The organism is Anaerosporobacter faecicola, from assembly GCF_012070565.1.
GTDB classification, from domain to species: Bacteria; Bacillota; Clostridia; order Lachnospirales; family Lachnospiraceae; genus Anaerosporobacter; species Anaerosporobacter faecicola.
This window is the reverse complement of record NZ_JAAQRO010000028.1, coordinates 39,988-53,315: the sequence shown is the minus strand read 5'-3', so window position 1 is coordinate 53,315 and position 13,328 is coordinate 39,988. Positions and strand designations below refer to the sequence as shown.

The following is a 13,328-nucleotide window of genomic DNA, read 5'->3' as shown; positions in this document are numbered from 1 at the left end:
AAACGAATCAAAAAATACAAAGAAAAATGGTGTGCATAAAAAATGACCATACCTCATACGAAGTATGGTCATTCAGTAAACACTCATTTTAGATATTTAACCTGTCTACTTGACAGGGGGCATATCAGGAACCCGTACTACGCCATTTATCTGTTCTTTTATTTCATATAGGTTGTTTATGTATATTAATATGATTATCTAGAATTCTCCGATACTATTTTGTTGCGATCTGAGTAATTTCCATGTGCAATGTCCGGTAGTAAATTGTAAAAATAAAAGTAAACATTTTCTCGGTTTTTATCTGAACCAACAATAATCTTTGTCTCGTTCTTATCCTTATCTAAAAATAATATATTATGCTCAACTCGGGTTGTTCCTCTCTTGTAATTGGTATAAGTGAAGTCGCATCGATATACTCCAATTAGTTGATCTAATTTCACCATCTTATAGCCAAATGGCCAAACACGACCAATAAGCCACTTCTTTCCAACCCATATTCCTTTTGAACGAAATTGAACCTGTTGAAGATCATTGTTAGCCTCTTCTAGCTCTTCCTTGAATGACTTTCCATTGGTGACATAACGCAGAATAGACTTTCCGATCTTCGTTTTTTGGGGCCATACAATTCCCCGCAGCGCAACCAACAGTGCCACAAATCCAAAAACTGCTATAATCGCATACGGAATCGCCAAACTTTCCACACTTGGTGTGCTACACAATGGTTCTGACCAGCCCATTGCCTCCGCTTGTTTCTGATATGTAATTTGAATATCCAACCTTCTAGCTGGCGCGTCCAATACACCTTTCAATCCCGCTATGAATACACTACAAGGTATGATTGCTCTCTTTAATACCGTATTTCTCATTTTATTCTTTAGATTCATATTTTCTCCCCTTTACTCTCTTATATATAAGTACCTACACGTATTTGATATCCCCCTGATTGTTAAGTGATTAAGTGCGTTTTATCTACACTCTTTTGATTATACCGAAATACATAGGTGTTGACTATAGGAAGAAAGTTTGCATACTTAGTAACGAAAAAACAAATAATCTACCAATCGGCTTATTTATGCGCTCAAAAAAAGAGAAGCATGTCTGCTTCTCTTTTCTATATGCATTATACTCTAAATTATTTAAGAGTAACTTTAGCACCTTCAGCTTCAAGTTTAGCTTTGATATCTTCAGCTTCTTCTTTAGATGCGCCTTCTTTAACCATCTTAGGAGCTCCATCAACAACTTCTTTTGCTTCTTTTAATCCTAAACCAGTTAATTCACGAACTACTTTGATAACTTTAACTTTGTTTGGACCACATTCAGTTAACTCTACGTTGAATTCAGTTTGTTCTTCAGCTGAGTCTCCACCTGCTGCTGGACCTGCTACTACAACACCTGCTGCTGCAGATACACCAAATTCTTCTTCACATGCTTTTACTAAATCATTTAATTCTAATACAGATAAGCCTTTGATAGCTTCGATAAATTCTTGAGTTGTCATTTTATTTACCTCCAATAATTAATTGTTTTATTTGCGTGGTCTATGCCACTGTCTTTTCTAGTAATCTCGTTACGTTTCCGTATGGATTAAGCAACTTCTTCGTTCTTTTCAGCGATTTGTTTAAGAACACGAGCGAAGTTTGTAATTGGTGATTGTAAGCTTCCAAGTAATTTGGAAATAAGAACTTCTCTTGAAGGAATGTTCGCGATAAGCTTAACACCTTCAGCATCATAGTAAGTTCCTTCAACTACACCACCTTTGAATTCAAGAGCTGGAGCATTCTTAGCTACATTGTTAAGAATTCTTGCTGGAGCTGTTGCATCGTCGATTCCGAAAGCTACTGCTGTAGGTCCTTCTAAATGAGAATCTAATTGAGCAAAGTCAGTTCCTTCAAAAGCTCTGTTTAACATAGTGTTTTTGTATACTTTGTATACAACACCTGCTTCTCTTAATTGTTTACGAAGAGCTGTATCTTCTTCAACAGTTAAGCCACGATAGTCAACTAAGATAGCTGATTTCGCATCTTTAACATATCCTTTGATCTCGTCAACGATAGGTTGTTTGATTTCTACTTTTGCCATTTTGCGTACCTCCTTATAGATTGATCGAAGCAAATTCACTTTGACATATTCCTAAGAATTCACCAAAAGTTCATTTCCTTCAAGGCACCGCCGTTAATAAAGAAAACCTCTCTATCAAGACAGAGAGGTTATTATAAGTCATCGTATGATTATCTTATATTCCTCGGTAGGCGTTTTCTCCTTATGCCTTTCGGCACCTACTGTCTTCGGCAGTTATTGATTCGATTAACGAACCTTGTTCATAATATCAGATTTAGGTTTTTTTGTCAACGTTTTTTTTATTATTTTCTTTTTTTATTTTACACCATACTTGAACTATATATTCTCTATTCATTTTTTTCTTCTATTCCATTTTTAGTTTTCATTCCATCATTATATGTTTTGTGTATCTTGTATTCATTTTTTCTTCATCTTATCTTTTAATCTTTGTGTTATATCTTTTAGCCATCTTGTATTCTACCCTATTCTCGATAACTCCCTATTCTCTTCTTCCCCTCTTTCACCTCTTGTATTCTTCCCCTCTAGTCTCCTATCCCTCTTGTCTTTATTTTTTCCGTCGTTTATTCCTCTTGCCTTTTATTCCTCTTGCTTTTTATCCCTCTTGCCTTTTATACTTTTGTTTTTACCCAGTGTATTTATTATCATATATTTTTTACTAGATCTTTTTTCACCTTCGAAGTCAGACTACATCTGTATATCATGTGCCGAAAGATCTGGTTTAATCAGATTCTTATATATCTGGTTTCACATCAACATCAGGTTATCCATTAATCAAAAAAGAGATACCAGAGTGCTAATTTCTTAGCCCTCTGGTATCTCTTATGTATTGATTATCGAATTAATTCTAGAGAAAACTATTTAACTGCTAACCAATCAGTATATTGTTGTTGAGCTGTTGCAAGAACGTCTTGGAATCCTGCTGCATCTAATGCATCTTGGTAACCTTTGATTCCTGCTTCTACATCTGCTGCTGCGTATCCACCATTTTCAAGAACATAACCAAATTCTTGGAATACTTGTTGACAAGCTAAGTATTGAGTTTCAACTGCTGAGAAATCAAATCTGAAACCATCTGCAACTGAATCTTTTGCTCCATTATTAAAATCTGCATACATTTGTACTTTATTTTCTGGTTCACCTTTTTCGATTGGAAGTACAGTAACTGTTGTAGATTCCCACATACTGTGGTTGTATCCAGCACCGTCAACTTTTGCTACAGCACCGTCTTCCATATTGTAATCTACTCCCTCAATACCAAATGTATAAAGATTTGCAACTGTTTGATCAGTGTATAATAAGCTTAAGAATTTTAAGCAAGCATCTGCTTCAGCTTCTGAACACTTTGAAGAGATACAGTAGCAAGAACCTAAAGTACCATTTGATTGTAACCAGTTGTCAGTAACTTTTACCATTTCAGCATCTTGTTTCCAACGAACATTTGCTTCTGCATTGTTTGGTACATCTGTCCACCAAGTAACACCCCAGTCTTTACTTTGTGTAGTTGTATCATTTGTTGTCTTAGTTAAGTCATCTTCATGAAGATATCCTTTATCTGCCCAGTCACCCATTAAAGTACAGAATTCTTTGTATTCAGGTGTTTCAAGAATATTAACTACTTCATTCTTTTCTTTATCTACAGCCATGAAGCTATCTTGGCTAAAGAAATCAAATTTATCAAGGTAATATCTGTAGAACATTGCTGTTCTTTGAGTTAAGTAAGGATATTTTAATCCTTCTGCTTTACAATCTGCTAACATTGGTTCGATATCTTTAATAGATTTAACAGATGATATATCCCAACCATACTTATCTACTAAATCCTTACGGAATGCGATATCATATCCTTCTGCTGACTCTTTGTAAACAGGTACAAAGTAGTTCTTTCCAGAGTATGCAGCTGATCCCCATACCCAGTCAGGTAATGCAGTATAGATATCATAGTTTGGTAACATATCTGTAATGTCATAAACAGCATTTTGTTTTACAACATCATCACATCCGATTGTTTCTTGCCAACTTGCAGTCCAAAGTAAGTCGATTTCTCCACCTACTAAAGCAAGGTTTGCTTTATCACGATATTCTGCACTACTAATATCATGAAGTTCAACTTCTACATTAATTTTGTCGCCTATGTAATCATTAATTGCATCTTGTACTTTCTTTACTTCTTCTGTATCTGGAGCAGCAATATTGAAACATGCTCTGTAAATAGAGATTTTTGTTTTCTTATCACTTGCAGTAGAAGTTTCCTCAGTACTTGTTTCTTCCTTTGTGTTGTCAGTATCTGTTGTCTCTTCAGTAGTTACTTCTTTAGTAGCGTTATTGTTTTTCTTGTTGTTTTTTCCACAACCACACATAGTAGCTACCATTGAAAGAGTTAATAATGCTACAACAACTTTTTTACCCATCTTTTTGTTAAACATATAATATCCTCCCTTTTTTGTTTTATATTCATAGATGCAAGCATCTGGAATATCAACCTTTTACAGAACCAACTGTAAGACCTTTAATGAAGTATTTCTGGAAGAATGGATATACAACCAGAATAGGTCCTACAACCATGATAACTGTTGCCATGATACATGAGTATTGCGGAATATTTCCTTGCATAGCTGCCAATGCAGATCCTGAAATATCCTTACTATTTAATAGGAACTCAATACTCTTTTGAATTCTTACAAGAAGTAATTGTAATGGTGTTTTTGATTCACTTTCAATATAAAGTAACGCATTCTGCCAATCATTCCAATATGCCGTAGCCATCATAAATCCTACAGCGGCTAACGCTGGTTTCATAAGTGGTAATACAATTTGGAAGAATGTACGATATTCGCCTGCTCCATCAATTCTAGCAGAATCCATTAATTCTTCTGGAACACTTGTTGCTACATAAGTTCTCAAAATGATTACATTCATTGTTGTTACACTTAATGGTAAAATTAATAACCAAATGCTATCTTTCAAATGATACATCTGTGTAAAGATAACATAGGATGCCATCTGTCCACCTGAGAAAAGCATTGGGAAAATCATGAATATTGCAAAGAATTTTCTTATTCTAAAATCTCTTCTACTAATGGAGTATGCATACATGCTCATGAAGAGAAGTCCCACAAAAGTACCAACTACTGTAACTGTGATCGTTACTCCATATGATACAAGTAATTGTTTTCCATAACGGAACACATACTCAAAACCTTCAAGTGCAAACGAACTTGGGAAATAAGAGAATCCCTTTGTCGTAATACTATCATTTGATGAAAAGGCTACTATAAATACTAATACAACTGGAAGTAAACAAAAAAGTGTATATATTCCAAGCAGTATTCCAAGGATCAATTGTCCTGTTCTAAACTTTTTCTTTTTTGCTACTGGCTGAACAGTCTTAGCTACTGAACTCATACTTTTCCCCCCTTCTAGAATAGTGCATTATCTGGTGCGAGCTTACGAACTAAGCCATTGGCACCTAAGATTAACAACAGACCTACAATCGATTGATAGAAGGTGGTTGCAGCTGTAAAACCTGGATTTGCTCCTGTAATAACCGCATTCAACACATAAGAATCAATAACCTGTGTTGTTGAGTACAAGATACCTGAGTTTCTAGTTACCTGATAGAAAAGACCGGTATCAGAATGCATGATACCACCAACACCAAGAAGAAGCATTGTTGTAATCATTGGAACAAGTGCTGGTAATGTAATATGTAATATTTGTTGTCTCTTATTCGCACCATCAATCTGTGCTGCTTCATATAATCCTGTATCGATACCTGCAAGTACTGACATATAAAGTACGGAACCATAACCAACGCTGTTCCAAATCTTAACGATCGTTAGGATTGCTGGCCATGATGATGCATGTGTGTACCAACGTACTGGAGTTCCACCGAAAAGTTCAATCATACTATTTACGATACCATCGCTACCATTAAAGAACGCATAAACAATAAACTGAACTGCTGCGAACGAAATAAATACTGGCGCAATCATAATTGTTTGGAACGTTTTACCTAATTTTTTCTTGATAAAATTATCAAGTGCAATTGCTAGTGCAATACTAGCGCCTGTTCCAACAATTGTAAATACGACATAATATAATAATGTGTTCTTCGTCATTCTCCAGAATGTGTCACCTGAAGCTAATACGAATTTGAAATTATCTATGCCATTCCAACTACTATTCCAAATTCCCAAACCATAGTCAAATTTTTTGAAAGCCATTACAAGACCTGTCATTGGAATGTAACTGAATAATAGTAAAACTAAAAAAGCCGGCATACACATAAGAAAGTGTGCTCTATGTTTCCATGTGTTATGCATAAATCCTTTCATAAAAGTTTCCCCCTTTGCGAGCTTGTTGTTTATTACTTAAACCTTTTCGTAACTACACTATATAACATTTTGCACAGTTTTGCAAGTACTTTTTTTGTCTTTATTGATATATATTACTATCCGAATGAAAAAACACAGTAAAATCTATTGTTTTTTACCAACCAAATTAGATATCTTACGCATCAAAAACAGTTTTTTACTTATACCTTTAAGTAACATAAAATCATAACTTGATTGTATATTTTACTTAGGATTTTGCCCATTTATACGCATAAATTAGCGGTTTTGTTTAAGTTTTTGTTGAGTAAAGCCCACCATATTAGTATGAATTTATTCGTGCAATATGCACTTATATTTTGATAGAAAACCACTGTTTAGAATCCATTTTCATGATAAATTGGTTACTTTATCGAAAATTTACTAAACTATATTGTTATATATGCCAAGCATCCAAAATGCTTCATTTTTCCCCATACTTACACGCTTTATTGCGGATTAAGTTATTTTGAGTAAAACTTTCCTGCGTCAGTTTTTATGTCTATTTTTCTTTTTTACACTTACTCCCTTAACATTTTCTTAACGTTTTTAGGATATTTATACAAAAACATATGCGTGAATATTAACAACTCACTTATATTTCATCTGATATATGCATGTGTCTCCATGCCTTACAAGTTAATTAGATCATCCTTTTATTATGATAAATTACAAGAACGGAATTTCAAATGATAGATCGCAAGATCTGTTATACATTTTCATTATTTTATATAAACATATGAAAATTATAGTAGAACTTACTTTTAAGAAGTGTTATTTAGACTTTTATACCAAGATAATTTATCGCTTAATGCATTTAATAATAGCATAGCACACATTGTTTGTTGCCTATCACACGCAAACTCACTTCCTCAAAAGCATTAAAGATATATATTAACTACACTAAAATATACAAGCCACATACATGTTAAGAGAGCATTGTAGCGACTTTAAATCAAAAGATGACCGGATACAATTAACTGAATTGTGTTATTCCTTTGTATACTATCACCCCATTAATAAAACCACCCTAAAAAACAAAGAAGGTATACCAATTGATCAAATCAACTGGTATACCTTCTTCTATATATAATTACTGAGCTAATTTAACAGTGTTTAATTTAACACCAGGTCCCATAGTTGAAGTAAGTGTAACACTCTTCAAGTATTGTCCTTTTGCTGATGCTGGTTTTGCTTTGTTAATTGCGCTCATAAGCGTTTGGAAGTTGTCCGCTAATTGTTCTTCTGTAAAAGAAGCTTTTCCCACTGGCACGTGGATAATGTTTGTCTTATCAAGTCTGTATTCAATCTTACCTGCTTTAATATCGTTAACAGCTTTTGTAACATCCATTGTAACAGTTCCAGCTTTTGGATTTGGCATTAAGCCTTTTGGTCCAAGTACACGACCAAGACGACCAACAACACCCATCATATCAGGAGTAGCAACTACAACATCGAAGTCTAACCATCCTTCATTTTGGATCTTTGGTACTAATTCGTCTCCACCTACAAAATCTGCTCCAGCTGCTTCTGCTTCAGCAACTTTATCGCCTTTTGCAAATACAAGAACACGAACAGTCTTTCCTGTACCGTGTGGTAATACAACAGCACCACGAACTTGTTGATCTGCATGACGTCCATCAACACCAAGTCTGATATGAGCTTCTACTGTTTCATCAAATTTTGCAACAGCTGTTTTCTTTACTAAACTAATTGCTTCTGCTGCGTCATAGAAGTTAGCTCTGTCGATGAGCTTAGCAGCTTCTGCATATTTTTTACCTTTTTTCATTCTATTAACCTCCTAGTGGTAGTATCGGGAGTTAACCCTCCCACGTTTAAAACTTTGCCGTATGAAATCTTTTTATTGCTTAAAAACATCGGTTAATGGTTTCTTAAAAGTAGTTGTTGACATACAAACCTGTACGACAGTTATATGAATAATCATGACATTCTGTCATATCAATTTGTTCAATAATTAGTCAACTACAGTGATACCCATACTCTTTGCAGTTCCTGTGATCATGCTGATAGCTGCATCAATTGTTGCTGCTGTTAAGTCAGGCATTTTAAGTTCTGCAATTTTTTGGATCTCTGCTTTTGTAATAGTAGCTACTTTTGTTTTATTAGGAGCGCCTGAACCAGATTTGATGTTGCAGGCTTTCTTTAATAATACTGCTGCTGGAGGAGTTTTAGTAATAAAGCTAAAACTTCTATCTTGATATACAGTGATAACTACTGGAATAATCATTCCATCTTGGTTTGCAGTTTTTGCATTGAACTCTTTTGTAAATTGTACAATGTTTACTCCGTGCTGACCAAGTGCTGGACCAACTGGTGGAGCTGGTGTAGCCTTTCCAGCAGGGATTTGTAATTTAATATAACCTTGAACTTTCTTTGCCATTATAGCATACCTCCTGAATAATGTGGTGTTCGCGGGATTAACCCTCCCACTATCTAGTAATATAATATTCTAGATGTTTCTTTTTACAATTTTTTAATTTCTGTGAAACTAATCTCAACAGGTGTTTCTCTACCAAACATATCAACATTAATCGTGATAATTTGTTTATGACTATTGATCGTCTTAACAATACCTGTAGTTCCTTCCCATACGCCTGATGTTACTTCAACAGTATCACCAAGTTCAAGGTCGATCATGACTTCGTCAGAATTCTTAATTCCCATACTCTGCATCTCTGCTTCTGTTAAAGGAACTGGTTTTGATCCTGGTCCTACGAATCCTGTTACCCCTCTGGTATTACGTACAACATACCACGTGTCATCATTCATCTCCATATTAAGAAGAACATAACCAGGGAACATCTTCTTCTGAACCTGTTTCTTCACACCATTCTTAACTTCAATTACGTCTTGCATAGGAACGGAAACCTCAAGTATTTGGTCTTGGAGCTTTCTGTTTTCGATTGTTTTTTCAATGTTGGCTTTAACTTTGTTCTCGTATCCTGAATACGTATGAACAACATACCAATTCGTTTCTGACATACACTCACCCTTTATCCTATTTTAAGAATCTGTTCTATGCCATATTGAATGCCTAAATCTAATATAGCGATAACTACTCCAAGAGCTACTGAAATAGCTACTACTGCTGCAGATTGTTTTGCAAGTGTTTGTTTGTCTGGCCATATAATCTTTTTGAATTCAGATTTTACGCCTTTAAAGAAACTTTTCTTTGGAGCATTTTCTGTATTAGTTGCAGTATCTCCCATGCTTTCACTTTCCTTTCTGCAAAACAAAGTATTATTACTTTGCTTGTAACGGATAATTAGACATAATTACTTAGTTTCTTTGTGTAATGTGTGTGATTTACAGAATCTACAGTACTTCTTAGTTTCCATTCTGTCAGGATGTGTTTTCTTATCCTTTGTCATGTTATAGTTACGTTGTTTACATTCTGTACATGCCAATGTGATTTTTACGCGCACGACTTCCACCTCCGCTAAATTTCGTTTGATTGTGATTTATTCGTAGTTTAATCTGATACAGATCTTACGAATATCAGTTTTTAGGCATAAAAAAAAGACCTCTTCCATCGCTAGTCCAATATAGCATAAACAAGCCATTCCGTCAACAACTTTTTATAACTGGGTAGAATTTCTTATACAAATTTCCCCTATACCCTTGTTTTTTTTCCCATATGCTATCGACATTTTAAAATCTACATATTATAATGAAATCAAATATTATAAGATAGAGATTAAAAAGTCTGTTGAACAAAGGAGGTGACTGTTTTATGGTAACATCTACATATAATTATCTTGTTGCAAATTATGAATCCGGAAGACCTATTCGTTACACTTCGCACAAGACAAGTGAATTACGCAAAATTTACAATAATATAGTGAAAATCAGCAAGCAGTCTCCCCTCTATTTATTAGATATCTCTCTCGAGCGGCAAACCTATGCACTTAACTTAAAAGATGCTGCGATGTCATTGCATACGATTCTTAATAATTTTTCAAAGGACGATACTAACTCTGTCTTTCATGATAAGAAGGCTGTTTCCTCTAATGAGAATTATGTATCCGCTACCATTGTCAAAGATCACGCACCTACACTTCCAACAGAGTTTAATATTGAAGTTACTAATCTTGCTAAACCACAACAGAATGTATCCGATTCCTTTCGTCCGAATACATTGCAATTGCAATCCGGTACTTACCAATATTCCATTGACGTGGAAGGTAACTCTTATAATTTTTCATTTCAGGTTGCCTCTGGATCCACACACAAAGATATCATGGCGCAATTATGCAACCAGATTAACAAATCGGAAATTGGCATACACGCTTCAGAATATACAGACAAAAATTCAAATGAACTCCGTTTGATCTTAGAATCAGATACCACAGGAGATACAGGTACCCCGCAGTTTACTTTACAAGATGACGTATATATTGGCGGCGAAGGCATTGTAGATTACTTTAATCTTAATCAGGTATATCAGCCAGCAGAAAGTGCTAAATTTAAAATTGATGGAAAATCAAAAGAATCTTTATCCAATCAATTTACTTTTAATAAATCCCTTACAGTGTCCTTACATAACCTTACCAATGAACCTGTTCATATATCTTATGCTCCAAACTCTGATCGGATCGTAGATGAACTGAATACTATAACAGATGGATACAATTATCTTCTATCCTTAGGCAATGCGCACTCTAACGAGGAACGACGCGCCAACAAATTGGTCTATGAGCTTGATTCTATCGTTTATCAATATCAGAACGAATTAGAGGCTTGTGGTGTTACTAGAAAAGATTCTGGAGAATTATCTCTAGATTCCTTTTTGGCTTTACAAGCAGCTACCGATGGTACGATTAAAGAGCTTTTTACCAACCCAGAAAAGATCTCTACTGATCTTTTACGAGAAACGAATCAAGTTACCGTTAATCCAATGGATTACCTTGATCAAAAGATCTGTACCTATCCGAATTATAACTCACACCACTTCCCAAACCCTTATCTTACTTCTGTATATAGTGGTATGTTATTCAACTTCTATTGTTAACTTTATAATAGGTATATAAACATAAAAACCATCTTCCATAACTCTTAGAAGATGGTTTTTTCATGTCTACATTCTTATATTCTTGTGTACTATTTATTTACTTTTTGTGTTTTTTTCTTTTTTATTTCTTTTAAATATCCAATCTGGCTTTTTCTTTCTTTTATTTTTTCGTTATATTACTTGTTTGCATTACTTTTCTTCTTCCTGTTCTTCATTTCGACGCTTCTTAATCATATCACGAAAATCTTTTGGCGACATATTCTCTACACTTCGAAATGTTCTACTAAAATAATTCGGATCCTTGTATCCTACCATTAGACCAATCTGTTTTAAAGGATAGTCAGAAGTTTGAATTATTTCTTTTGCCTGGTTAATTCTTCTACGTGTAAGATATTCAATAAAGGTATCTTTGGTTTCTTCTTTGAATATCTTACTTAAGTATTGGGAACTAACCCCTACACGTTTTGCAACTTCTTCTAATGTAATATTCTCTTTAAATTCCGCTTCTACAATATTCAATGCGTCACTTACAGCTTTAGAATACAACCGGGTCTGATCAATTTGACTGTGCTGAATAAACTCAAACTTCTGATGTGCCCAAGCTTTTATCTCATTTGCGGGTATCTCTTCAATTTGGTTAAGGTATTCTAAAAAACTTACCTGTGTATATCTTTCCCAATCCACCCCAGAAATCACATGTCTGGTTAATGCCAAAAGTTCAATTATCTTACTTTTTTTCGCATCATCACTGAACAAATCCAGGCAATCCAATAGATTATTCAAGTAATTCGATCCTTCTCCATCTTTCATTCGAAGTGAAATCAAAAATTTCTTCTCTAAATCTTTATAAAGATTGCTATCGTAATATTCTTTCTTTTTCTCAATATACTGCTTTCCTGACTCACCTTCTATTCGAAGACTACGGATAGAATCTTGATAAGAGGCATAGATATTACCTATATCTTCTTCTCTTCCTAATCCAATCTGAACGCATACACCCAGTTTCTTATCCAATACTTTCTTTATATGATGTAATATATCAACCAAATTAAGTTTTATTCCATCAATTGTTTTATCAAAAGAAACATAACATACGACTCTTTTTCCCACACGTGGGCCTACTGCAAATCGAATCATTGCATTCTCATATTCATGAAACACATCATATACCTGTATTGATACCGATTGTTTATTGATCATTTTTACATTATCTGAATAGAATTCCACATTGATCATACACCCATGTGTACCAATATCCAATAATTCGATATACTTTTTTATATCCTTTGTTGTAAGTCTATTGAAAACAATCGTGTAGATTAAGCTATATTCAATATAGATTTTCGCTTCTCTATATTTATTCGTTACGCTACATATATTCTGCTTATATACATTATTCTTTTCAATCTCATCCAAACATAGTTCTGTAGCATACCTTAATTCATTTTCATTGGTTGGAAGCGTTATGAACTCGTCTGCCTTTAAACGTATTGCTTCCCTTGCAAACGCAAGATAACTATATTCTGATAGTATAATAATTCGAGTTTCTAAGTTTTTCTTTCTTACTTTTCGAATCGCCTGAAGACCATTTACACCTGTAATTTCTATATTAATAAATGCAATGTCAATTCCAGAAAAATCTTTTGCTAATAGTTCAATTACTTCTCTTGACGTTCCAACGATATGCGCCACTTCACAATTTGGATAGGAATGATCGATCATATTTTTAATCATTTGTATATACTCTGAATTTCGTTCTGCAATAAGTATCTTAAACATATTTCCACCACCTGTCTAAACCATAGCCTGTTTAATTGATTTTCCTTTTTCTTCTTACATATATTAAA

Annotated in this window: 13 protein-coding genes and 1 other annotated feature; of the genes, 1 reads left to right on the top strand and 12 read right to left on the bottom strand. The window is 34.3% G+C overall.

The features are described 5' to 3' along the window. Nucleotides 1-194: 194 nt before the first annotated feature. The 11 genes from HBB17_RS12205 to rpmG form a co-directional block, all read right to left on the bottom strand. On the bottom strand, nucleotides 195-884 hold the full coding sequence (locus HBB17_RS12205; RefSeq protein ID WP_167957778.1) for a DUF6709 family protein: 690 nt from the start codon (nucleotides 882-884) through the stop codon (nucleotides 195-197). A 248-nt stretch (nucleotides 885-1,132) separates the two neighbouring features. Beyond that, complete coding sequence (gene rplL / locus HBB17_RS12200) at nucleotides 1,133-1,498, bottom strand: 50S ribosomal protein L7/L12 (protein WP_167957777.1); 366 nt, start codon at nucleotides 1,496-1,498, stop codon at nucleotides 1,133-1,135. A gap of 86 nt (nucleotides 1,499-1,584) precedes the next feature. Further along, nucleotides 1,585-2,079: a 50S ribosomal protein L10 gene (gene rplJ / locus HBB17_RS12195; protein ID WP_167957776.1), complete on the bottom strand. Its 495-nt coding sequence runs from the start codon at nucleotides 2,077-2,079 to the stop codon at nucleotides 1,585-1,587. A 90-nt stretch (nucleotides 2,080-2,169) separates the two neighbouring features. After that, nucleotides 2,170-2,307, bottom strand: a sequence feature (ribosomal protein L10 leader region). A 626-nt stretch (nucleotides 2,308-2,933) separates the two neighbouring features. Then, nucleotides 2,934-4,502, bottom strand: coding sequence for an ABC transporter substrate-binding protein (locus HBB17_RS12190; protein WP_167957775.1), 1,569 nt, complete (start codon nucleotides 4,500-4,502; stop codon nucleotides 2,934-2,936). A gap of 52 nt (nucleotides 4,503-4,554) precedes the next feature. Next, nucleotides 4,555-5,481, bottom strand: a complete 927-nt coding sequence (locus HBB17_RS12185) for a carbohydrate ABC transporter permease (RefSeq protein ID WP_167957774.1) — start codon at nucleotides 5,479-5,481, stop codon at nucleotides 4,555-4,557. Nucleotides 5,482-5,495: 14 nt separating this feature from the next. Further along, nucleotides 5,496-6,413: an ABC transporter permease gene (locus tag HBB17_RS12180; protein WP_167957773.1), complete on the bottom strand. Its 918-nt coding sequence runs from the start codon at nucleotides 6,411-6,413 to the stop codon at nucleotides 5,496-5,498. 1,129 nt (nucleotides 6,414-7,542) lie between these two features. Further along, nucleotides 7,543-8,238, bottom strand: coding sequence for a 50S ribosomal protein L1 (rplA, locus tag HBB17_RS12175; RefSeq protein ID WP_167957772.1), 696 nt, complete (start codon nucleotides 8,236-8,238; stop codon nucleotides 7,543-7,545). A gap of 186 nt (nucleotides 8,239-8,424) precedes the next feature. Then, nucleotides 8,425-8,850 (bottom strand): 50S ribosomal protein L11, encoded by a 426-nt coding sequence (rplK, locus tag HBB17_RS12170; RefSeq protein WP_167957771.1) that lies wholly within the window; start codon nucleotides 8,848-8,850, stop codon nucleotides 8,425-8,427. Nucleotides 8,851-8,933: 83 nt separating this feature from the next. After that, on the bottom strand, nucleotides 8,934-9,452 hold the full coding sequence (nusG, locus tag HBB17_RS12165; RefSeq protein ID WP_167957770.1) for a transcription termination/antitermination protein NusG: 519 nt from the start codon (nucleotides 9,450-9,452) through the stop codon (nucleotides 8,934-8,936). Nucleotides 9,453-9,463: 11 nt separating this feature from the next. Beyond that, nucleotides 9,464-9,679 carry a preprotein translocase subunit SecE gene (gene secE, locus HBB17_RS12160; RefSeq protein ID WP_167957769.1) on the bottom strand — a complete coding sequence of 72 codons (216 nt, stop codon included), beginning with the start codon at nucleotides 9,677-9,679 and terminating at the stop codon, nucleotides 9,464-9,466. A 66-nt stretch (nucleotides 9,680-9,745) separates the two neighbouring features. Beyond that, on the bottom strand, nucleotides 9,746-9,895 hold the full coding sequence (gene rpmG, locus HBB17_RS12155; RefSeq protein ID WP_040893796.1) for a 50S ribosomal protein L33: 150 nt from the start codon (nucleotides 9,893-9,895) through the stop codon (nucleotides 9,746-9,748). Between the two features lie 308 nt (nucleotides 9,896-10,203). On the opposite strand from rpmG, the gene HBB17_RS12150 reads away from it, so the two are divergent. After that, the gene (locus HBB17_RS12150; RefSeq protein ID WP_167957768.1) at nucleotides 10,204-11,481 is read left to right on the top strand and encodes a hypothetical protein; all 1,278 of its coding nucleotides are present in this window, start codon (nucleotides 10,204-10,206) and stop codon (nucleotides 11,479-11,481) included. 189 nt (nucleotides 11,482-11,670) lie between these two features. On the opposite strand, the gene HBB17_RS12145 is transcribed toward HBB17_RS12150, so the two are convergent. After that, complete coding sequence (locus HBB17_RS12145; protein WP_167957767.1) at nucleotides 11,671-13,260, bottom strand: helix-turn-helix domain-containing protein; 1,590 nt, start codon at nucleotides 13,258-13,260, stop codon at nucleotides 11,671-11,673. Nucleotides 13,261-13,328 lie beyond the last annotated feature (68 nt).